At 47.5% G+C, this 22,437-nt stretch carries 17 protein-coding genes and 4 tRNA genes; 5 read left to right on the top strand and 16 right to left on the bottom strand.

The features are described 5' to 3' along the window. Positions 1 to 37 precede the first annotated feature (37 nt). Positions 38 to 1,273, bottom strand: a complete 1,236-nt coding sequence (locus tag I3X05_RS05880) for a CinA family nicotinamide mononucleotide deamidase-related protein (RefSeq protein WP_337971007.1) — start codon at positions 1,271 to 1,273, stop codon at positions 38 to 40. A 171-nt stretch (positions 1,274 to 1,444) separates the two neighbouring features. Here I3X05_RS05880 and I3X05_RS05875 point away from each other — a divergent pair, with 171 nt between their 5' ends. Continuing rightward, entirely contained in the window at positions 1,445 to 2,356 is a 912-nt protein-coding gene (locus tag I3X05_RS05875; RefSeq protein ID WP_045568847.1) for a DUF3943 domain-containing protein, read from the top strand. 194 nt (positions 2,357 to 2,550) lie between these two features. Further along, a complete protein-coding gene (locus I3X05_RS05870; RefSeq protein WP_045569016.1) occupies positions 2,551 to 3,063 on the top strand; it encodes a glycine cleavage system protein R in 513 nt (170 codons plus the stop codon). An 89-nt stretch (positions 3,064 to 3,152) separates the two neighbouring features. On the opposite strand, the gene nspC is transcribed toward I3X05_RS05870, so the two are convergent. The 10 genes from nspC to uvrY form a co-directional block, all read right to left on the bottom strand. Then, a complete protein-coding gene (gene nspC, locus I3X05_RS05865; RefSeq protein ID WP_045568848.1) occupies positions 3,153 to 4,286 on the bottom strand; it encodes a carboxynorspermidine decarboxylase in 1,134 nt (377 codons plus the stop codon). A 77-nt stretch (positions 4,287 to 4,363) separates the two neighbouring features. Continuing rightward, entirely contained in the window at positions 4,364 to 5,608 is a 1,245-nt protein-coding gene (locus I3X05_RS05860; protein ID WP_045568849.1) for a carboxynorspermidine synthase, read from the bottom strand. 15 nt (positions 5,609 to 5,623) lie between these two features. After that, positions 5,624 to 8,503, bottom strand: a complete 2,880-nt coding sequence (locus I3X05_RS05855; RefSeq protein WP_045568850.1) for a pyridoxal phosphate-dependent class III aminotransferase — start codon at positions 8,501 to 8,503, stop codon at positions 5,624 to 5,626. 540 nt (positions 8,504 to 9,043) lie between these two features. Then, positions 9,044 to 9,119 (bottom strand) — tRNA-Gly (locus I3X05_RS05850). Positions 9,120 to 9,133: 14 nt separating this feature from the next. Continuing rightward, a tRNA-Leu gene (locus I3X05_RS05845) sits at positions 9,134 to 9,220 on the bottom strand. A 61-nt stretch (positions 9,221 to 9,281) separates the two neighbouring features. Then, a tRNA-Gly gene (locus I3X05_RS05840) sits at positions 9,282 to 9,357 on the bottom strand. A gap of 3 nt (positions 9,358 to 9,360) precedes the next feature. Continuing rightward, positions 9,361 to 9,434, bottom strand: a tRNA-Cys gene (locus I3X05_RS05835). Between the two features lie 249 nt (positions 9,435 to 9,683). Continuing rightward, positions 9,684 to 10,241 (bottom strand): CDP-diacylglycerol--glycerol-3-phosphate 3-phosphatidyltransferase, encoded by a 558-nt coding sequence (pgsA, locus tag I3X05_RS05830; protein ID WP_039434394.1) that lies wholly within the window; start codon positions 10,239 to 10,241, stop codon positions 9,684 to 9,686. A gap of 46 nt (positions 10,242 to 10,287) precedes the next feature. After that, entirely contained in the window at positions 10,288 to 12,120 is a 1,833-nt protein-coding gene (gene uvrC, locus I3X05_RS05825; protein WP_337971006.1) for an excinuclease ABC subunit UvrC, read from the bottom strand. A gap of 2 nt (positions 12,121 to 12,122) precedes the next feature. Further along, positions 12,123 to 12,767 (bottom strand): UvrY/SirA/GacA family response regulator transcription factor, encoded by a 645-nt coding sequence (gene uvrY, locus I3X05_RS05820; protein ID WP_039425820.1) that lies wholly within the window; start codon positions 12,765 to 12,767, stop codon positions 12,123 to 12,125. 356 nt (positions 12,768 to 13,123) lie between these two features. Between uvrY and I3X05_RS05815 the strand changes: the two genes are divergently transcribed. Further along, positions 13,124 to 15,487: a DNA polymerase II gene (locus I3X05_RS05815; RefSeq protein WP_337971005.1), complete on the top strand. Its 2,364-nt coding sequence runs from the start codon at positions 13,124 to 13,126 to the stop codon at positions 15,485 to 15,487. A gap of 10 nt (positions 15,488 to 15,497) precedes the next feature. Here I3X05_RS05815 and I3X05_RS05810 read toward each other — a convergent pair whose 3' ends face one another. Then, positions 15,498 to 17,582, bottom strand: coding sequence for an EAL domain-containing protein (locus I3X05_RS05810; protein ID WP_045568853.1), 2,085 nt, complete (start codon positions 17,580 to 17,582; stop codon positions 15,498 to 15,500). Positions 17,583 to 17,667: 85 nt separating this feature from the next. Next, positions 17,668 to 18,435: a nucleotidyltransferase gene (locus I3X05_RS05805; RefSeq protein WP_045568854.1), complete on the bottom strand. Its 768-nt coding sequence runs from the start codon at positions 18,433 to 18,435 to the stop codon at positions 17,668 to 17,670. A 215-nt stretch (positions 18,436 to 18,650) separates the two neighbouring features. Here I3X05_RS05805 and yeiP point away from each other — a divergent pair, with 215 nt between their 5' ends. Both yeiP and I3X05_RS05795 read left to right on the top strand, forming a co-directional pair. Then, positions 18,651 to 19,217 (top strand): elongation factor P-like protein EfpL, encoded by a 567-nt coding sequence (yeiP, locus tag I3X05_RS05800; protein WP_045568855.1) that lies wholly within the window; start codon positions 18,651 to 18,653, stop codon positions 19,215 to 19,217. Between the two features lie 2 nt (positions 19,218 to 19,219). Next, a complete protein-coding gene (locus I3X05_RS05795; protein ID WP_045568856.1) occupies positions 19,220 to 19,540 on the top strand; it encodes an HI1450 family dsDNA-mimic protein in 321 nt (106 codons plus the stop codon). Between the two features lie 67 nt (positions 19,541 to 19,607). On the opposite strand, the gene rluB is transcribed toward I3X05_RS05795, so the two are convergent. The 3 genes from rluB to rnm form a co-directional block, all read right to left on the bottom strand. Next, a complete protein-coding gene (gene rluB, locus I3X05_RS05790; protein ID WP_045568857.1) occupies positions 19,608 to 20,564 on the bottom strand; it encodes a 23S rRNA pseudouridine(2605) synthase RluB in 957 nt (318 codons plus the stop codon). 290 nt (positions 20,565 to 20,854) lie between these two features. Next, a complete protein-coding gene (locus I3X05_RS05785; RefSeq protein WP_045568858.1) occupies positions 20,855 to 21,475 on the bottom strand; it encodes an L-threonylcarbamoyladenylate synthase in 621 nt (206 codons plus the stop codon). Then, the gene (gene rnm, locus I3X05_RS05780; RefSeq protein WP_045568859.1) at positions 21,472 to 22,386 is read right to left on the bottom strand and encodes an RNase RNM; all 915 of its coding nucleotides are present in this window, start codon (positions 22,384 to 22,386) and stop codon (positions 21,472 to 21,474) included. Before rnm ends, I3X05_RS05785 begins: the two co-directional genes overlap by 4 nt. Positions 22,387 to 22,437 lie beyond the last annotated feature (51 nt).

Raw genomic sequence — 22,437 nt, 5'->3', positions numbered from 1 at the left:
AAACCCGGCTTCTTTTTTACATGACGACCAACAGTGCTTATTTCACCACACTGCTTGGTAAAAACATCTCTTTGGTTTTCTTCAGAGAAAAATAATCGCCAAACATGGGTTTACGCTCTAAATAGCGACGCAGCAAATCGGCGGCAGCGGCGCTGATGATTTTCACCGCTTCTTTACGTCCATATGGACGGTTAAACTCTAGTACCATCCCCCACTCACCACCGTGTGCTGAAAGTGCAATGGTGAATCGATTCTCCTCCATTCGCCCCGTGACTAACGCAATGTCCGTGGCGCATTTTTCTCGCGTAGCCCCAGCTAATGCAAAGGTGGCCGCCAGGGGGTTGCTGTTATCAATCGTTTCACTGTCGCGGGTCGATAAAATCCAACTATGGCCACTTTGCTGGCTGATCTGTTCATCGCTTTGCAGCCAACTGGTGAGGTAGCCGAAACTGCACTGTTCTGCCGTTGCTAGCGTCAAACCTTTCTCCACTAATAGATGCCCTAAATGTTCAAGCATTGGCTCATCAACGCTCACCACATTCGCTTCAAGCAACTTGTAGATGAGTTGCATCACTCTGACGCGTTCTTCCAAAGCATCCTGAGGGCCAAAAAGTTTCACTTCAATGAAAGGTAAGTAAGAGCGGTAACCTAGGTCATAGCCAGCGGGTAGCTTCAAGTTATCTAGCTTGTCCGATATCGCTGACTCCGACAGGCCGAAGGTGTACAAACGGCTGCACTGGAATGCGACATTGTTTGGCCAATCACGCTGCAAATCAGGCAAAATTTGTTGCTCCACCATAACCTTGAACTCTTTAGGTACGCCGGGAGTGAAATAAAACACCGCATCATTGATCAGCATTTTAAACCCGCAGGCGGTACCGACTGGGTTATCAATGATTTGTGCGATTTCAGGGAGCATGGCTTGTTTCAAGTTGCTTTCAGGCATTTTACTGCCACGCTGGCTATACATCACTTCCATGCGCTGCAACCACTCCTTGAACAAGACCAGTTTACAATCTGCCGCTTGTGCCGCCGCGGCTGAACTCAAATCGTCCGTAGTGGGACCTAAACCGCCATTGACAATCACAACATCATTATTGAAGCTCAACATCATAAGCTCTTCAGTAAGAGCAGATAGCTGGTCGCCAACCGTGGCACGTTTCACCATAGCGAAACCATGCTCATACAAGTAGCTAGAGAGCCAAGCGGCGTTAGTGTCGACAATATCGCCGTGAAGCACTTCTTCACCGGTACTCAACATGGCAATTTTCACGTTCTTTTTCCTCTTTCTCGCTGCTTTGTTAAGCAACCCTATGAATTTTCTCTTCTTAGACCCGAAGCCTTGCACTTTGTTTCGGATAAATTTGTGACAGGTGTTTGCATCCCCAGAAGATTCAGGGATAATCGTGCGCTTGATTATTTACAAAAGAAACTGGAGACATTCGTGCCAAAGCCATTACTTCTTACAAAAGCTTTGAGTGGACTTCTTCTTACCGCTTCTGTTTCAGCCCAGGCCAGTCAGTTTGATTTCAGTAAGCACACAGAAACTACCTACGCAACGGATTGTCTTCAAGAGTACTGCGTTAACGATAGCTTGTATAGCTTCAACAACGCCCAGCTCCTATCTCTGGACGAGAGCGAGCTTAAGCTCGATCTCGATGCCGACACCCAGCCTAAGTATTTGATCGTCCCGCAAGATAAAGACTGGGATTATCTGATGGGCCAAACCTACACCATCTTGGGTTTAAGCGTCGCCACTGTTGGCTTAATGACTTTATTGCCACAAAGTATCACCAAATGGGATGACGACTCACGAGATCTGAGTAACTTGGGAAGTAAGTGGAAAGACAACGTCACCTCTGGGCCAGTATGGGACAGGGATGAACACGTCTTGAACTACATCATGCACCCTTATTTTGGCGGCGTGTACTACACGGCAGCTCGACACGCAGGCTACAACGAATTCGAGTCATTTCTTTATTCAGCCACTATGTCGACTTTTTTCTGGGAGTATGGTGTAGAAGCGTTTGCTGAAGTGCCATCTTGGCAAGATATTTTTATTACACCCTTTTTTGGCGCTGTCGTCGGCGAAATGATGCTTGAGGCAGAACAGAGTATTGTAGCCGATGGTGGTGAAGTGCTCGGTTCTAAACTGGCGGGAGATGTTTCAATTTTCTTCTTAAACCCTGTGGGTCATATTCATCACTGGGCGTCGAATCTGTGGGGCGGCAGCGCGGACGTGAACTTCACTTCCAACCCTTGGTTTGGCAATCAAGACGCGGCGAAATTTGCTTTAGATGCGGGCTACGCCTACGACAATCAGTTTTATGGACTGGACTTTAAAGTCACGTTTTAACTAAACACTTTGCAAGAAAGCGGCTAAAGAGCCGCTTTTTTGTGCTCTTTTACAGAGTTTTTAGGATGGTTTGGCACATTCGTTGGAAAATATGACCTCCATCAAATCAGGTGGGTTCGCAAAACTTCTACACTGAATCTGAAAAGGATTATTTCTGTGAATCAATGAGTTGTCTGATGTATCAGGGGGAAATTATGAACAGTGTATTCATCGTGAGTTTCATCGGCAAGGCGTCACCGACGACCATCAAACAGTTAGCGGCAATCACGCACGAAAATGGTGGTAAATGGTTGATTAGCAAAGTCAACTTTATTGAAGAACAAGTGGCGGCAGTGATCAAAGTTGAGTTACCCAAACAAAATGAAACCTTGGTCAAAGAGGCTTTTTCCGCTCACGCTGATTTGCTTGTGCAATTTGTTGATACGGATTTAACAGCCAATAAAAGCGATACGATCCATCAGTTACGTGTCGATTCCAACGACCGAGCGGGCATCGTCAATGAGATCACTCATGTACTAGACAGTCAAGGCATTAGTATTCTCGATATGGACTGTCAACGCGTGTTTATTGCTGGCGGTGGTGGTGTCAGTTCGAGCCTGTTTACCGCAAACCTTGCGATCAAATTACCGGCTGAAGTCGACATTGAAGACGTTGCTAATGAGCTTGAATCACTCAGTGAAGATACACGGGTCATAGTAGAGTCATAAGCACTTCGTTCTCTGATAACCCTGCTACAAAAAGAGCAGCTCAACGGCTGCTCTTTTGTCTTTTTGGTCTATCTATCTTAGTTAGTCAGTTAGCTCACCGACCACAACGACAGAGAACGCTTGAAATCTTCATAGCCAAACTCGTTGAGTTTTTCGATCTCACCACTGGTACGCTCACAGTAAACCGAAGGCATTTTCAGACCGTTGAACCAATTCAATTTCACCATGGTGTAACCCGCACTATCGAGAATGTGCAGTCGTTGGCCAATTTCGAGTGGTTTATCGAACTTAGCCACACAGAACTGATCGCCAGCAAGACAAGAGCAAGAACCAATCACGTACTCGTGTGAACCCGTTTCCGATGCCTCAAGCACTGACGCTGGCTCTTTGTAAATCAAGGTATCCAGACGGTGCGCTTCGGTGGCTGAATCGACGATAGCGGTTTTCATACCGTTCTCAACGATGTCGACCACGGTCACCACCAGATCGGTTGTTTTGGTAATGATCGCTTCGCCCGGCTCCAGATACATCTGCACGCCGTGTTTTTCTGCAAATGCCTTAAGTGCCAAGCCCAGTTTTTCCACATCATAACCCGGCCAGGTAAAGAACACACCACCGCCCATGCTGACCCAATCAAGCTTGTCTAGGTATTGACCGAAACGCTGTGAGATCGAATCCAACAAAGCGATAAACGCATCGACATCTTTGTTCTCACAGTTCATATGGAACATAACACCATTGATGCTCTCAAATACCGCCGAATCAATGTGATCCGCTTGTACGCCGAGTCGCGAGAATTGACGTGCTGGGTTTGCCAGATCTTGCCCCGCGTAGCTTACACCGGGATTAAGACGCAGGCCAATCGACGCTTTACCTTCCAGAATGTGACGATAGGCCGCCAACTGAGATTGCGAGTTGAAGATGATCTTATCGCACATATCGGCCACTTCACGCACATCTTCTTCACTGTAGCCAACGCTGTAAGCGTGCGTTTCACCGCCAAATTTCTCATAGCCAAGTTTCACTTCAAACGGACCAGAGCTGGTCGTGCCATCCAAATAAGGCTTGATGATGTCAAACACACCCCAAGTGGAAAAACACTTCAGAGCGAGAACGAGCTTAACGCCTGAGATCTCTTTCAGTTGTTTGGCAATTTCCAAGTTTCGGATCAACTTCGCTTCGTCAATCATGAAAAATGGCGTCTTCAATTGTTCTTTATTCATTGTTCAATCACTTTAACGGAATAAAGCCGGCGCAAAGCACCGGCTTGAGTTCATTACTGAAGATTCTTAACGCACACTTATTTCAGTGTGTGAATGGTCGGTTGTCCAGGAACCAGTTCCTGAACATCCCAGCTCAAACCAATGCTTGGCATGGTTTCGAGGAATGGATCTGGGTCAAGCTGTTCTAAGTTGAACACACCTGCGTCCGCCCATTCACCACGGAAGAACTGCAACGCTGCGGTGATCGCTGGCACACCTGTGGTGTAAGCAATCGCTTGATGCTCCACATCTTGGTAAGCCACTTCGTGATCCGCATTGTTGTAGATAAACACGCTGCGCTGTTTGCCATCCTTTTTACCTTGTACCCAAGTACCAATACAGGTTAGCCCCGTGTAGCCCGGTGCAAGAGATGTCGGATCTGGCAGCATCGCTTTTAGAACTTGTAACGGCTGAACCACAGTGCCATCTTGCAGCGTTAACGGCTCTGGGCTGAGCAGGCCGATATCACGCATACAGTTGAAGTAGTTCAGGTAGCGGTCACCAAAGCCCATCCAGAACTCGATGCGTTTCGCCGGAATGTACTCTTTCATCGAGCGAACTTCATCATGTGCCATGGAGTACACTTTGAAGTTCCCACATTTCGGAAAATCGAATTCCATCATACGGCTGTGGCATGGTACGCGTTTCCACTCTTCGTTTTCCCAGTAAAACGAGTCACCTTGGATTTCCAAAAGGTTTGTTTCTGGGTCGAAGTTGGTGGCGAATTTCTTACCATGATCACCAGCGTTGATGTCCATCACGTCAATGGTGTCGATTTCATCAAACAGATGCTTCACCGCGTAGGCTGCAAACACCGACACCACGCCCGGGTCAAAACCCACACCAAGAATGCCAGTGATACCCGCTTCTTCGAACTTCGCACGGTATTTCCACTGTTCGTCGTACGCTTCAGGGACTTGTTGCCCCTCGCTGCATAGGTCGACGGCCACAGACGTATCAAGATAAGAGACTTTCGCTTGGTAACACGCTTCCATAATGGTCAGGTTTACCCAAGGAGGTCCAGCGTTGACAACGAGATCAGGTTGAACTTCCTTGATTAGTGCAACCAGTGCATCCACATCATCAGCGTTAACAGCACGAGCTTGTAGTTTCTTACTCGAATCTTTCAGGTTGTTACGACCATGAATCGATTCAATGATCTTTTCGCATTTGTCTAGCGTGCGAGAAGCGATAGTAATATCACCCAGAACATCGTTGTTTTGTGCTGCTTTGTGTGCAATTACCCAGCCTACGCCGCCTGCACCAATCTGTAAAATTGCCATTGTTTTCCGTTACCTTTATTGCGCTAGCTCTTCCGCTAGAGTGTTGATTTTAGATAGTAAAGCTTCAAAATCTGAAATCTTCAGACATGGGTTAAGAATCGTAAACTTCAGAGCAGTCTTACCATCTACAATCGTTTCACCCAGGACCGCTACACCACGAGTCAATGCTTCCAGTCTTAGCGTTTTATTCAGTTCATCCAGATCCGTTCCGTTGGTTGCACGGAATAGAACGGTGGACAGCGAAGGTTCTGCCAGTAACTCAAAGCCTTCATGGTGACGAACTAGATCAGCCACTTCCAGTGTCTGAGCTAGAATGTGGTCGTACATTGCACCCAGTGCTTTCGGACCGACGCTCTGCATAGTCATAAAGACTTTCAATGCATCAAAGCGTTTTGTTGTTGCCACTGATTTGTCAACCAAGTTTGGCAACTCATCATGTTCGCGGTTGAGGTAGTCGGCATGATGAAGCAAGAAAGTGAAGTTTTGCTTATCATTAACCAACAACGCACCACAACTAATTGTTTGATAGAACAATTTGTGGAAATCCACGCTCACTGATTGCGCACGCTCCACGCCTTTTAGACGCGGTTTCTGGCTGCTGAGGATCAGCGCACCACCGTAAGCGCCATCGACGTGCATCCACATGTCGTGCAGCTCTGCCACGTCAGCAATCGCATTAAGATCGTCAATAGCACCGTGGTCGGTGGTACCTGCCGTACCAACCACCGCAAATGGGATCAATCCTTCTGCTTTGGCTTGTTCAACCGCCTCAGCTAGCTTGCTGACATCCATAGTACCGTTTGGATGTGCATCAACGGTCAGGACTGCTTTTTCACCTAGGCCCATCCAAGAAGCGGATTTTTGTACCGTGAAGTGCGATTTCTTCGAACAAACGATACGCAGTTTATCGGCATACTCAGGTAAGCCAAGCTTTTGGATGGAGTGGTTGCTCAGCTTGTTGGCAATCCAGTCGCGCGCCAACATCAGACCCATTTGGTTACTTTGCGTACCGCCACTGGTAAAGATGCCGTCGGCCTTCTCGCCTAGCTCATATTTGTCACATAGCCAATCAATCACTTTCTGCTCAACATACGTTGCCGAAGACGATTGATCCCAAGAGTCCATGGATTGGTTTAGCGCCGCAATCATGCTCTCAGCAGCCACTGCTGGCATCAAAGGAGGCGTGTGTAAGTGTGCGATACAGTCTGGATGCTGAGTGAAAATCGAGTTTTTCGCCACCAGCTCCGCCGTTTCGTCAATCACCGCTTTCAATGAAGCGTTTTTGTTGTCTAGATCAACGGCATAGATCGCTTGCTCAAGTGCTTTCGGATCCATTCCTGAGTAAGGGGCGCTGACTTGTTCAAACACCGACTTCATTGCTTCTGTGGTGTGGTTCATCACAGAGGCGAACTCTTTGCTGCCATTGACACCAGTGTGGATGAAGTGTTTTTTCCACTCTGGGTTCTGCTCTGCTTCAACACGTTCGCCGCCCGCAGCAAGAATCGCTTCTTCCAGCACGCGCAGGGCAAAATCGATCTGCTCGAAAGAAATGATCAACGGTGGAAGGAAACGAATCACAGAGCCGTCACGACCGCCTTTTTCAACCATCAGGCCGCGCTCCAGCGCCGCACGCTGAATCGCCAGTGTCAGCTTGCCATCCGAAACAGGCTCACCAAATTTGTTGAGTTCGCTGCCTGGCTTGCGAATTTCCACACCTAGCATCAAGCCTTTACCGCGAACCTCAGCGATACAGTTCACACGTTGTTGGATTTTCTCTAGGCCGTGACGCAGGTATTGACCCGCCACGTTGGCATGTTCAACCAGATTATCACGAGTAATGATTTCCAGTGCTTTCGCGCCAGAAACCATCGCGAGCTGGTTACCACGGAAGGTGCCCGTGTGCTCGCCAGGACGCCAGGTATCGTGCTGCTTGTTAATAACCAGCAAAGACATCGGCAGACCGCCGCCAATTGCTTTAGAAAGGCACAGAACATCTGGCACAATGCCAGCTTCTTCAAACGCAAAATTGTAGCCAGACTTACCCACGCCGCATTGAATTTCATCGAAAATCAATAGCATGCCGTGTTCATCACAGAGACGGCGTAGTTCACGCAGCCAAAATGCAGGTGCAGGGATCACACCGCCTTCGCCTTGAACCGGCTCAACGATGATGGCTGCAGGCTTCATGATGCCCGCTTCATCATCATTGAGAAGACGCTCAATATAACGAATGCTTGCTTTCGCTCCCTCATCACCACCCAAACCAAACGGGCAGCGCAGGCTGTAAGGGAAAGGCATAAAGTGAACATCAGACATCAGACCAGTACGGCGGGCTTTGGTATTCAGGTTACCCATCATGCCCATTGTGCCGTTGGTCATACCGTGGTAAGCACCACGGAAAGCAAACATGGTGTTGCGACCTGTCGTCTGCTTCGCCAGTTTGATAGCCGCTTCGACGGCATCAGCACCAGACGGGCCACAGAATTGAATGACACAGTTATCACCTAGCTCTTGTGGCAAGAAACTTTTTACTGTTTTGATAAAGTTGGTTTTTGCGGTCGTCGCGATATCCAGTGTTTGGTATGGCAGACCCGAGTCCAACTGCTCTTTTAGCGCTTGATTAATTTCTGGATGGTTGTAACCCAGCGCCAAAGTGCCCGCACCCGCCAGACAGTCAAGAAAGATCTGACCACGAGTATCCTCAACTAAACAGCCGAATGCTTGCTTAATCGCTATTGGGATACGACGAGGGTATGAACGAACTTCAGACTCGTGCGCGGCTTGATCAAGCAGTACTTGATCCGGAGTTAAATCGTAAGTTCCTTCAACAATCGGAACCTGGGAAGAAAAAATTGTAGCGATAGCGTTAGTATCGACTTCAAAGGCGGTGCTCATACATTTTCCCTTGAAACAAAAAATGATTCTCGCCCCCTGCGCACTGTGTAACTTTTTAGTACGAGATTGGGACATGACCAAGCCTTCCGATTGGGTCTAAAAAGACGGGTACGGAATAGCGACCATTACGACGAATGGTAAATGTCGGTGTTAAAAATCAAGGCTCGGTAATGCTTCTGTTTTGCAATACAGGGCATTTAGGAAGTATGAAGCTGATTAATGTGAGATTATTAAAAAAGTTCAACGTTGGGTTTCCCATTTACATGCCGCTGCTTAAGCAACATTAGTATCCCGTCTATCGACAAAAGGCTTTGCCGATACCTACCCTACGTAGTTTCCCAATCAGCCTGAATGGTCACTACGCGTATCCCCCAGGACTACTGCCCGAGATTGCGCGCGAATTTATCATAATAAGAAAGCAACAGGCAATCCTTTTTGCCAACAAATTTCCGCTTCCGTCGACAAGTTAATGTTTCAGAAGAGATAAATCGAAGAAAACAGACAAACAAAAAACCCAGCATTTCTGCTGGGTTCAATGTTTGGAGCGACACACGAGGTTCGAACTCGTGACCTCAACCTTGGCAAGGTTGCGCTCTACCAACTGAGCTAGTGTCGCATATTGTCTTTTAATGGTGCCCCGGGCCGGACTTGAACCGGCACGACTCGAAAGTCGAGGGATTTTAAATCCCTTGTGTCTACCGATTTCACCACCAGGGCACGCAAATCTTTGCGATGGAGACACCATCTATAAATACCGCTTTCGCCGTATCTTTTAATTTGGAGCGACACACGAGGTTCGAACTCGTGACCTCAACCTTGGCAAGGTTGCGCTCTACCAACTGAGCTAGTGTCGCAAATGGAGGCGCGTCCCGGAGTCGAACCGAGGTCCACGGATTTGCAATCCGCTGCATAGCCACTCTGCCAACGCGCCTTCAAACCTTAAGAGGTAACTCCCTCTTGGGTACGGGATGCATTCTACGCAATCATCTCACTGAGTCAACACTATTTTTATTTTTTTGAATCGTTTGAGCAGAAAGTGTGCGAAACACAGCAAATTGCTTATTTTAAAGGCAGTTAGTCTTTAAAAATGAGCTTTTGACTTCACCACAAATGTGCTTTAAACGGGCCAGAATGGCTATTTTCAAATATAAAAAACGGGCTTTCGCCCGTTTTCTTAAATTCAGTGATTCTCTTCACTCAGTAAGTCATCTTTGGCCGCCATCAGGTATTGCACCATCGACCAGTAAGTTAAGAATGTCGCAATATAAAGCGCTGCATAACCAAGCCAAATCATCCAGTCATCATAGCGCCAAATCAACACCCACAGGGCAAACATCTGTGACAGTGTTTTCACTTTGCCGATCCAAGAGACAGCAACACTTGCCCTCTTGCCAATCTCCGCCATCCACTCACGTAAGGCAGAAATAATAATTTCACGTGCAATCATCGTGACTGCCGGAATCGTCACCCAAATTGTATGATAATGCTCAGTGATAAGGATAAGCGCCGTCGCGACTAACACTTTGTCTGCGACCGGATCGATAAATGCACCGAATCGAGACGTTTGGCCCAATTTTCTCGCCAGCATGCCATCGAGCCAATCGGTAAAGCCCGCCACCCAGAAGACCATCGCTGCCGCAAACGGTGCCCATGAATAAGGAAGATAGAATACAACCACGAACACCGGAATGAGAAATAATCTCATTAATGACAGGAGGTTAGGGATATTTAGACGCATATTATTATTCTCTTACACTTTGCGCGTTAATGGTGCTGGATTTTCACTATTGTTTCAATGCTTGATAGATAATTTCTGCTAAAGAATGGCTAATCCCCGGAACTTTGGCGATTTCTTCAACAGTGGCTCGTTTAAGCTCTTGTAAACCGCCCATATACTTCAGTAATGCTTGGCGTCGTTTAGGTCCAACTCCTTCAATGCCCTCTAGTGCACTGGTTTTACGCGTCTTTCCTCGCTTAGCTCTATGGCCCGCAATCGCATGGTTATGACTTTCATCACGAATATGCTGAATCAAATGCAAAGCTGGCGCATCACTTGGCAAGTTAAACTCCTCACCTGACACGGTAATTAAGGTCTCTAAACCCGGTTTACGTGTCACGCCTTTCGCTATTCCTATCATTTCTGGTCGTTTGGGCCAATCGCCCCAATACTGTTCAATGATCTCACGCGCACGATTTAGTTGTCCCTTACCACCGTCGATAAAGATCACATCAGGGATTTTTTCCACGTCGAGTTGTTTCGAATAACGCCGCTCTAAAGCCTGCCCCATCGCGGCATAGTCATCGCCACCAGTAATCCCGCTAATATTGTAACGGCGGTACTCTTGCTTGACGGGCCCTTCGGTGTTGAAGACCACGCACGACGCGATGGTGCTTTCCCCCATGGTATGCGAAATGTCAAAACACTCCATTCTTTGGATGGTTTCTTTACCCAAAACTTCGCGCAGTGCTTTGAAACGCTGGTTGATGGTCATCTTGTGATTGATTTGCGTGGTAATAGCAGTCAGCGCATTGGTATTAGCCAGTTTTAGATAACGGCTACGCGCCCCAGTTGGATTGGCATGAAAAGTGACTTTACGCCCGGCAACCTGACTGAGCGCTTCCTGAATAGCCGCCACATCCACCGCCAGATCCTTATTGAGAATAATGCGCGTCGGAACGGTTCGCGCTTCATTGTGGCTAAGGTAGTACTGGCTTAAGAAGCTATCAAATACCTCTTGCGCTGTGGTGTTTTGTGGAATTTTCGGGAAATGGCTGCGACTTCCCAGCACTTTACCCTGCCGAATCATCAAAATATGGATACAAGCTATGCCATTTTCTTGGGCAAAACCCAGGACATCCATATCATCCATACTGTCTTCAGAGACATATTGCTGCTCTTGCACTCGACGAATAGCTTGGATCTGGTCGCGAAAACGAGCAGCATCTTCAAAGCGCAGTGCCACACTGGCGTCTTCCATCTTGCTAACCAGCAGTTCAAGTACTTGATTATCTTTGCCTTGCAAAAACAGGCGAAGATAATTCACCAGGTCAGCGTACTCTTGATCGGAAATCACACTGCTCACGCAAGGCCCTGCACAGCGGCCGATCTGATACATCAGACATGGTCGAGTACGGTTAGCATAAACCGTATCTTCACACTGACGCACCGGGAAAATTTTCTGCAATAGATGCAGCGTTTCTCTTACCGCTCCGGAGTCAGGATACGGTCCAAAATATTCACCTTTACGTTTTTTCGCACCACGATGCAGAGAAACTCGAGGATGTTTGTGACCACTCACATAGATATAAGGATAGGACTTGTCATCACGCAGCAACACGTTGTATTTAGGTAAGTATTGCTTGATGTAGTTGTGCTCAAGGATCAGCGCTTCTGTCTCTGTATGCGTGACCGTGACGTCAATCTTAGCAATATTACTGACCAACGCGCGCGTTTTCTCACTGTCGACTTTCTTACGAAAATAACTCGAGAGGCGTTTTTTAAGATCTTTGGCTTTACCGACGTAAATCACCACAGCGCCGGCGTTATACATTCGATAAACGCCGGGCTGATGAGTCACTGTCTTAAGGAAAGATACCGAGTCGAAAGGAAGGGTCACAACTAGAGAGTCTCGGTATCCAGCATTCCATGACGGATGGCAAGGTGCGTCAATTCAACGTCACCATTAATATCCAGTTTGTTAAACAAACGGTAGCGATAGCTGTTGACCGTTTTCGGGCTGAGGTTCAACTGCTCAGAGATGTCGGTGACTTTTTGCCCCTTAGTGATCATCATCATGATTTGCAGTTCACGCTCTGATAAATCTTTAAACGGATTTTCAGACGCTGGCGAAAACTGGCTCAATGCCATTTGCTGTGCGATTTCCGGAGAAATATAACGCTGTCCGCTATTCACAATGCGGATTGCATTGACCATTTCATCCGGACCAGCCCCTTTTGTTAAATAGCCAGAGGCCCCGGCTTGCATCACTTTAGTTGGAAACGGATTTTCCGTATGAACAGTCAAGACGATGATTTTTACATCCGGATTAACACGCAGGATTTTCTTGGTCGCTTCCAAGCCGCCAATCCCAGGCATGTTCATATCCATTAAAACGACATCAGCATGATTCGTGCGACACCATTTTACTGCATTCTCACCGCTATCAGCTTCTCCTGCTACGTTCATTCCACGGACGTCTTCAATAATACGTCGTATCCCTGTGCGAACCAGCTCGTGATCATCTACAAGGAAAACATTGATCAAACTTGTATCTCCACACTATTCAATGGCTCTGCACCCACAATAAATGTGGATATCAGTACGCTTGCCTATACTACCGCATTTCCTCAGAAATGCCTGCTAAGAATATGTGCCTAATCGCAAACTTTAGCAAGGACTTATTCAATGCAGACGCGAATATAGCGAGTCACTCTACCAATTTTGTTTTAAAAAGGAGACTGTTAGTTATGACCAATACTCAGTAATTTTACCTACATCATGTTTATCATAGAGTAAATGTTCAATTATCCATCAATCACGGCTTATCTGACGATAAAGTTCTGAACCTTTTGTAGACTTTGCTAACATCAGCAGAGCAATAGCATCTACAGGCAGATATTTTGACCACCACACCTGGGTTCGTTCTAACACGCCAATCTCGCGATAAATTTGCCACAACTCAACTTGAGTTGTGGCTGAGCACGCCACATGGCCCTCACCAACTGCTGATCGAAGGCGAAAAACCGGTGTTCTTTGTGCTGCAAAGTGATCTGCCTCGTATCGAAAACTTGCTTCTGGAGGGCGGGCATCACGCGCAGCTTACTCCTCTACCACTGAAAAACTTTGAGTACCACCCTGTGGCTGCCTGCTATTGTGCCACCATAAAAGAGTCAACTAGCCTCGCAGCTTGGCTGCAACAACACGACATCCTCGTGCTAGAGGCCGATGTTCGTCTCGCAGACCGATTTCTGATGGAGCGTTTCATTCAAGGATCGGTGGAGTTTGTCGGCAAGCCCCAGTCACAGGAGAAGTTTGTTCGCGTCAAACAGGCCAAATGCCGCAAAGGCGACTATGTGCCAACACTTTCGGTAGTGTCGCTGGATATTGAATGTTCAGAAAAAGGCATCCTCTACTCTATCGGCCTCGACAGTCCAATGGATAGCCGAGTCATCATGATTGGCCAAGCTCAAGATTCACACACGCCCATTGAGTGGGTAGATGACGAGAAGCAGTTGCTAGAGCGGCTAATTCGCTGGTTTGAACAGTTCGATCCGGATGTCATCATCGGTTGGAACGTGATTGATTTTGACTTTCGTTTACTGCACAAACGGGCTGAATGGCACAAGCTAAAGCTCACCTTGGGCCGCGGCAACCAAAGCAGTTTTTTTCGCTCTTCAACGCAAAGTCAGCAGAGTTTCATCACCATTCCCGGTCGGGTGGTGCTAGACGGCATCGATACACTCAAAACGGCCACCTACCATTTCCGTTCTTGGTCTTTAGAATCCGTTTCCCAAGAGCTGCTTGGTGAAGGCAAAGCCATCCACAATGTTCACGATCGCATGGCGGAAATCAACACCATGTTTCGCGAAGACAAGCCTTCGCTCGCCAAGTACAACTTACAAGACTGTGTTTTGGTGAATCGCATTTTTGCCCACACTCACTTGCTTGAGTTTGCCATCGAACGCTCCCGTCTTACTGGCGTGGAACTGGATCGAGTCGGCGGCTCGGTGGCCGCATTTACCAATTTGTATTTGCCACGACTGCATCGCGCTGGTTATATTGCCCCGAACCTTCAACCAGAGAATTGGGTAGCTAGCCCTGGCGGGTATGTGATGGATTCGCTTCCCGGATTGTATGATTCGGTGCTGGTGCTCGATTTTAAAAGCCTATACCCATCCATCATCCGCTCCTTTCTCATTGATCCTCTCGGCCTTATCGAAGGTTTACAACTCGAGATGGGTAAAGAGGCACATCAAGCCGTACCCGGTTTTCGCGGGGGGCAATTTCATCGTAGCCAACATTTTTTGCCCGAGATGATCGAACAACTTTGGGCCGCTCGTGATGTAGCGAAAAAGAACAATGAGAAGGCGTTCTCCCAAGCGATTAAAATCATCATGAACTCCTTTTATGGTGTGCTCGGCTCCTCGGGTTGCCGCTTCTTTGATACGCGGCTTGCGTCTAGCATTACCATGCGCGGTCACGAGATCATGAAACAGACCAGCAAGTTGATTGAGGCAAAAGGTTATCAGGTGATTTACGGCGATACCGATTCTACTTTTGTTTCACTCAATGGCGCTTATAGCCAACAACAAGCGGATGCGATTGGCCAATCGCTGGTGCGGGACATCAATCAGTGGTGGAAACGACATCTTCAGCAAGAATTCAACCTCACTTCGATTTTGGAGCTGGAATATGAAACCCATTATCGCAAGTTTCTCATGCCAACCATTCGGGGCGCGGAAACGGGCTCGAAAAAGCGCTACGCAGGGCTGATCGGTGAAAGAGAAAACGAAAGCATTGTATTCAAAGGGCTAGAGAGTGCGCGAACCGACTGGACGCCACTAGCACAAAAGTTCCAGCAGCAGCTCTACATGATGATATTTCATGGCGAAGACCCGACGGACTACGTTCGCCACACCGTAGAACAAACACAAAATGGCGATTTTGACTGCGATTTAGTCTATCAAAAACGGTTAAGACGTAAATTACACGAATATCAAAAGAATGTGCCACCGCAAGTTCGAGCAGCACGTCTTGCCGATGAGATGAACGCCCGTTTAGGCCGCCCTTTGCAGTACCAGAACAAGGGGTTGATTGAGTATCTGATCACGGTCAACGGCCCAGAGCCAAGAGATTACCGCTCAAGCACCATTGATTATCAGCATTATATCGACAAACAGTTGAAACCGGTGGCAAATGCGATTCTCCCGTTTATCGACATGGATTTTGACCAACTCGCAGCGCCACAACTAGGGCTATTCTAGTCAGCAACGTCTATAGGCTTTTGATATTGTTCGCTTTTTTGCAGTAGTGAATAAAATCAACGTATTGCAGGGAGCGGCTATAGTACCATCCTTGCACCGAAATATGATCGCGGATCGGAATGTGGCCTAACTGCTGTTTCGATTCAACCCCTTCCACCACGACTTTTAACTTGAGCTGCTCGGCGACCGACAGCAAACTCATAAAGACTTTCTTACCCTTCTCATTACCAAGCGCTAAAACAAACGAACGGTCAATCTTTATCGCATCAACGTCAAAGCGATTGAGATAAGAGAGCGATGAAAATCCGGTACCAAAGTCGTCTATCGATATTTCCACGCCTAACTGATGCAAGCGGTTGAACGAGATTGCCAGCATTTGCTCGTCAACCAACAGCGTTTCTTCTGTGATCTCGATATGGACTTGTGACGCCACAGGCGCAATGATGTACTCCAACTTTTCCATGTACTCCTGATCAACCAAAAAATCAGGGGTAATATTAATGCTGACTGGGATGTATATTTCACTGCGATTCCACTGCTGAACATCGGAAACCACCTTTTTTAGCACCCATAAATCCACCTCTTTCATTAACCCCGCCACCTCGAGCCAAGGAAGAAAAGCACCAGGATAAATCAATGTGCCATCGGGCTCTGTTGCTCGAATTAGGGCTTCACAACCAACCACGCGACCATTTTCTGCCGACACTTGCGGTTGGTACTCTACGCAAAATTCTTTACTGCCAATGTGTTCCAATTTTTTCTCGATTTCTCGGTCACGACGCGCTCTGTCATTGGCGGTGGCAATGGGATCCTCTTTAAGCGTTTCCGCTTCTTCTTGGCGGCGTACATACACCGTATCGAGGAAATGAATTTTGATCGCCTGATTACTATACAAGCGATTCAGACTTCGCACTGCTGGGTAATAAATCGCTACACCAAGCAGAATATTCAACAGTTGCAGTAGAATCCCATTGAGATCTCCCGATGTGGCTAACCACGCATTGACAAGAATAGGGGCATTAAAAGGGACACTTGCACTCGGAACGGCAATAAAACCACTTTCCACCGCAAGCATGCTAACAACCACATTCACCACTGGCGTGATCAAAAAGGGCAAAAACAGCCTAGGGTTCAAGATAATTGGCAGACCAAAGAGCAAGATTTCATTGACATTAATGAGCCCTATTGGGATCGATGCCAAGGCGATCAATCGGTGACTTTTTTGCTTAGAAAACAGTAACAGTGCCACCACCAGCGAGAGTGTCGCTCCACTGCCACCAATAAAAACGAACGTCCCCATCAGAGACAGGTTCATCATGTATTGGCCTTCCCCACCAGCCACAAAGGTGGAATAGTTGAGTTGGCTGGCTTGCTGAAGCAGGTCCACCATCGGTAGCAAAGAGTAATAGCCATGGATCCCTAAAAACCACAGCCCTGAGTTGAGCGCACTGAACAGCATACCAAATTGATACGGTTCATTGGCGTAATCTAGGCCGATCTGCTGAAAAGCGACAGTCAGGCTCAGCAAGCTAAAGAGCAGGTAGTTGATTGTGAGCACAATTGCGGCCGTGAGTAAGGCTGGAAACACCAAATTCAATGACTCTTTGACCAACTTGCCGCCACTTTCAGAAGAGGTAATGCGCAATTGTGGCACATGTTGCAAACGGGCTAAGATCGGCACAGCATAAAGTGGAGTAATAATGGCAATGACGATATGAAACATTTGCATCGTGCGCTCTTCGGGCACAATTTGGCTGACAATCAAAAGAAACAACATGGATAACAACGCCATAGGTGGACGAGCAAGTTTCCATTGCATCGCCAATACGTAAGAAATTGCCGCGGTCATCAAGTAGGGGAAAAAAGTCGCGATAGCGTTATGAATGTCGTAAAGGGTGGCTATCCACCAGCTCCTCCCTCCACTGAAAAACTCACCAATGCTGGCAAAAAAAAGCGCAAACGCAGAAAGCATCAGGCATGGGATCAGCCAAATCATTCCCTCTCTAACCGCCAATAAGGATAGTGAGAGCGACTTAAGCCGTTTTTTCAAACCAGATCCGAGCCAATACAATGGCGCAGCCGCTTGCTTATCCATATGCTCACCTGAAAATTGTCTTTTACCAATTAAAGTTAGCACAAGCAGGATGATTCGGTATCGACTCTAGTGACAATGCGATCAATTAGCCGATTTTAAATTCAGTTTTCTGATAGTGCTTCACAAGCCAATCGCCAAAACTGTCTAACAAACCAATCACCGAACGCTTTTCTATGAGTTTGCCAGACAGCAAAATCGTCAGACGACGGATCTCAACCGATTTTTCTGGATGATATTGCACAAAGTGTTTTCCACACTCGATCGGATCATCAAACCATTGTTGGTCTTTATGCATGATCAACGAATAACTGGCTCGCAGCAGCTTCTTGGCGATGATTTTCTGATTTATCACCAGCAATTCAGACGTATTGGCACGGACAATTTTATTGCGATAGACCGCCAGCCAATCTTCCACGTCCATGTTCCAGTGCTTGGCAATTTCCCAACTCGGAACATACTCGCCAAAACACTCCGCTAAATCATTGCCATAAACGCAGACACAGCAGTGTTTAAGCATAAACCCCCAAGTGAACAGGCTATCAAGTGACGCAATGTCTTTCACCTCGGCAGTTTTTACCGCCACGCCGATCACTTGAGGAAAGCCCTTTTGCACACGCCATTTTAGGGTATTGAGAACCGTGGCACGACTTGCCGTAAATGGGCGGTGAGTCACTACCACAAGATCCAAGTTAGACAAACCTGCGATGGCTGTTTTGCGTGCCACACTGCCGTAAACATAAACACTGTGCAGATTTTCTCCGAGACCACCTTTGAGACACATCAATACATCATTGATAACTGGTTGAAATTCAGGTTGAAAAGGTGTTTTTGGATCGATTACAGGTAAGGTCATAACCAGTTTAGATTCTTGATAATTATGATGTTTAGGCAATCTTCGCCCAGTTAGCCCACGGAATCAAGCGCAATACAACGTCGCCAAAGCTAAGCGCGATTAAGAGCGAAAACCGTGTGATGAAGTAATTTTTCTTGGTACTCGCAAGTTAGCAGGAGTTGAGTATATAATTCAGCGATTTTGAGTAACTCTTAAAAAACGCAATAGGAACAGATATGCCAAAGGCAAGTGAAATTAAGAAAGGTTTTGCAATCGAATCTAACGGTAAGACTCTTCTAGTTAAAGATATTGAAGTGACAACCCCTGGTGGCCGTGGCGGTTCAAAAATCTATAAAATGCGTTGTACAGACCTAACAACTGGTGCTCGCGTAGAAGAGCGTTACAAGTCAGACGACGTGGTAGAAACCGTTGAAATGAACAAACACGCGGTTTCTTTCTCTTACATCGATGGCGATGACTACATCTTCATGGACAACGTCGACTACTCTCAGTATGTGTTCAAACACGCTGACATTGAAGACGATCTGCTGTTCATCAACGAAGAAACTCAAGGCATCCACGTAATCCTCGTCAACGGCGACGCGGTAGGCATAGAGCTGCCTTCTTCTGTTGAGTTGGTTATTGAAGAGACCGACCCATCGATCAAGGGCGCTTCTGCCTCTGCTCGTACCAAACCTGCTCGTCTTAGTACTGGCCTTATTGTACAGGTGCCAGAGTACATTGCGACGGGTGATCGTGTGATCATCAACACCGCAGAACGCAAATACATGAGCCGAGCGTAAGCATGACGGATCTGATTTCTTACGACGATGCGATTGATGCCGCGTACGATATCTTTCTAGAGATGGCTGCAGATAACTTGGAGCCTGCTGACGTGATCTTGTTCACCGCGCAATTCGATGATCGTGGTGCGGCTGAGCTGGTTGATGTCGCGAGCGATTGGCCTTCCCACGTTGGCTTTGATGTCGATGACGAAATCTACGCAGAAGTGCTTATCGGTTTAGTCAACGAAGAGAACGATGTCTTGGACGATGTGTTCGCCAGAATGCTGATTAGCCGAGATCCCGATCAGAAATTCTGCCACATTCGGTGGAAACGCGATTAACCGCGATAAAAAAGGCTTGCCACTGGCAAGCCTTTTTACTATCTATTTTGCTATCACTTTTAAGCACTTAGCGCTGAGTATTGCTGCGAGATGGACGTGCGTTTGGCGTGTTTGCAGTACTTGTTTTGTTAGTCGCGGGCTTGCGACGTGACGGATTATTGCTGCGACCTTTTGGCGTACTCACTCGCTCTTCATGACGCTTCACCGCACGACGGATTTTTTGGCTGCGGGCACGGTCACGTTTACGCGATGAGCTGTTCAGTTCAATCATCGTCTCTTTTTCTGGGCGCAGTTCAACCAGTTCGCGCAGGTAGTTGACGTCTTTCAGTTCCAGCTCCATCCAACCACCGCGAGGCAATTTCTTATCCAGATAGATGTCACCGTAGCGCACGCGTTTCAGACGGCTTACCGTACAATCTTGTGATTCCCACAAACGACGAACTTCACGATTACGACCTTCGTTAATCACCACATAGAAGGTGTGGTTCATCCCCTCACCGCCCGTATAGACAACGTCTTCAAAGCGAGCGAGGCCATCTTCTAGTTGTACACCATTAACTAAGTTGCGTACTTTGTGCTCGTTCACTTCACCAAACACTCGAACTAGGTATTCACGCTCAACTTGACGGCTTGGGTGCATCAAACGGTTTGCCAGTTCACCGTCGGTGGTGAACAACAGCAGACCGGATGTGTTCGCGTCCAATCGACCAACAGAAATCCAACGTGAACCTCGGATCTTAGGTAGACGATCAAATACAGTACGACGACCTTCTGGGTCGTGGCGGGTACAGAGTTCACCTTCCGGCTTGTAATACGCCAGCACTCGACAGATCACTTCCTCTTGTGCCTTAACCGACACAACATGACCATCGATGCGCACAACCGCATTTTCGTCTTCCAGTCGCTCACCCAGTTTCGCAACAACACCGTTTACACTTACACGTCCTGATTTGATTAATGCTTCCAATTCGCGACGTGAACCGTGACCGGCTCGCGCTAAAACTTTCTGTAATTTTTCGTTCATTTATCTACCTATGTGTCGTCTTCTCAGACGTCGTAGTCTTACCAAGCATAGACCAGACTTAGTTATCTACCCGAAGCTCGGAATCGGGGGCGGCAATTATACGGGAAATAAATCCGCAATGTAAGCTCTCCGCACTTCGTCATCGGGCGAATCATGGAAAAATTCTCGCTAAAAATCACCCAGTAGCACTGTCGATGGTGACAGTTAACTTTATAATAACAACTTGATGAATATTAATAAAAAAGGAGCACTTGGCTCCTTTATCTTAAACAGATTTTTCTCGTGTCGGCTTACTCAAATGGGGCTGGGTCACCCGCGCCAAGACGAGCAATAACCGCCTCACCTTCGCTAAAGTCAATCACCGTGGTTGGCTGCTCGCCCAGATAACCACCGTTGAGAATCACATCCACCGCATGCTCGAGTTTGTCACGGATCTCATCGGGGTCCGACTCGGTATAGTTATTACCCGGCAAAATCAAGGAAGTTGACATCAACGGCTCACCCATCGCTTCCAAAAGATCGAGTGCAATGCGGTTATCTGGCACACGAATGCCGATGGTTTTACGCTTGGCGTTCATCAAACGACGAGGCACTTCTTTTGTTCCTTTGAAGATAAAAGTGTACGCGCCCGGCGTGTTGTTCTTTAGCAAACGAAATGCGGTGTTATCAACACGAGCGTACAGCGACAACTCCGACAAATCACGGCATAACAGGGTGAAGTTGTGTTTTTCATCCAGTCGGCGGATCTGACAAATTCGCTCTAGTGCTTGTTTGTTTTCCAGTTGACAACCAAGTGCATAACCGGAATCGGTCGGGTAAACCACCACACCACCATTACGAATGATTGCTACGGCTTGATTGATCAAGCGAGCCTGGGGGTTTTCTGGATGAACGTAAAAAAACTGGCTCATTGTAATTCCTCATTATCGAGCCTCTCGGCTCTATAAGACTGGAGTGTGGATGTTTGTGCTTGCTCCAAAGGAGCGGACTCTAAACCCCAATCTTTCCAAACTGGTTCTACGCCGGAGGGCAACCAGAGGTTTCTTCCCAATTCCATCCACGGGGAGGGATAGTGAAAATCACTGCCTTGGGAAGCTAATAGTTTGTATTGTATAGCATAATCCGCCAACGTGCGTCTTTCTTGTTGCGATTGTTGTGGCTGGGCAACCTCCATGGCATCGCCACCGGCCTCGACAAACGCTTGCAACAACCGTTTTAGCCACTTGGCCGTCAGATCATAACGCCCCGGATGAGCCAGCACGGCCAAGCCCCCCGCGGCATGGATCGCGCCGACGGCATCAGCCATTGAACACCAATTCGGCGGCACGTAACCGGGATTGTTGCGCGTCAGGTATTTTTTAAACACCTGCTGCATATTTTTTGCAAAACCGTTATCCACCAACCATTTGGCAAAATGGGCGCGAGTCACTGGCGCACCATCGGCAATCGCTCTGACCTCTTCAAGCACTCCTTCTCGCGTTGCTTTAGCAAGGCGCTGCGCGATCATTTCAGAGCGAGCGACTCGATACGCCTGTTGCTGAGCGATCAGTTGGCTTAGTTGAGCATTTTGAGGATCGATATTCAAACCAACAATATGGATATCTTTGTTTTGCCACACAGTCGAAATTTCGATGCCGTTAATGATGGAGAGCGGCAATTGATTCTGCGCCACATAACGGTGAATCTCCTCCAGCGCTTCCACGGTATCATGATCGGTAACAGCTAAAACATCCAGCTCAAAGCTGATTGCGCGATCAATCAACTGCGCTGGCGTGAGCCTGCCATCAGAGGCGGTGGTATGGCTGTGTAAATCTATTCTCATATATTTGCTTCTTGGGGGTTGACTTTTTACCCTTGCACTAGTTAACTAGTA

Origin of the sequence: Vibrio navarrensis (assembly GCF_015767675.1) — a bacterium.
In the GTDB taxonomy this organism is placed as follows: Bacteria; Pseudomonadota; Gammaproteobacteria; order Enterobacterales; family Vibrionaceae; genus Vibrio.
The sequence above is the reverse complement of the archived record's forward strand: the minus strand, read 5'-3'. Positions and strand labels throughout refer to the sequence as shown.

Bases quoted from the DNA above. Each gene is read 5' to 3' on its own strand.
- I3X05_RS05870 (WP_045569016.1), top strand. From the start codon at position 2,551: ATGAACAGTGTATTCATCGTGAGTTTCATCGGCAAGGCGTCACCGACG.
- nspC (WP_045568848.1), bottom strand. From the start codon at position 4,286: ATGAATAAAGAACAATTGAAGACGCCATTTTTCATGATTGACGAAGCG.
- I3X05_RS05860 (WP_045568849.1), bottom strand. From the start codon at position 5,608: ATGGCAATTTTACAGATTGGTGCAGGCGGCGTAGGCTGGGTAATTGCA.
- I3X05_RS05855 (WP_045568850.1), bottom strand. From the start codon at position 8,503: ATGAGCACCGCCTTTGAAGTCGATACTAACGCTATCGCTACAATTTTT.
- pgsA (WP_039434394.1), bottom strand. From the start codon at position 10,241: ATGCGTCTAAATATCCCTAACCTCCTGTCATTAATGAGATTATTTCTC.
- I3X05_RS05810 (WP_045568853.1), bottom strand. From the start codon at position 17,582: ATGGATAAGCAAGCGGCTGCGCCATTGTATTGGCTCGGATCTGGTTTG.
- I3X05_RS05805 (WP_045568854.1), bottom strand. From the start codon at position 18,435: ATGACCTTACCTGTAATCGATCCAAAAACACCTTTTCAACCTGAATTT.
- yeiP (WP_045568855.1), top strand. From the start codon at position 18,651: ATGCCAAAGGCAAGTGAAATTAAGAAAGGTTTTGCAATCGAATCTAAC.
- I3X05_RS05795 (WP_045568856.1), top strand. From the start codon at position 19,220: ATGACGGATCTGATTTCTTACGACGATGCGATTGATGCCGCGTACGAT.
- rluB (WP_045568857.1), bottom strand. From the start codon at position 20,564: ATGAACGAAAAATTACAGAAAGTTTTAGCGCGAGCCGGTCACGGTTCA.
- I3X05_RS05785 (WP_045568858.1), bottom strand. From the start codon at position 21,475: ATGAGCCAGTTTTTTTACGTTCATCCAGAAAACCCCCAGGCTCGCTTG.
- rnm (WP_045568859.1), bottom strand. From the start codon at position 22,386: ATGAGAATAGATTTACACAGCCATACCACCGCCTCTGATGGCAGGCTC.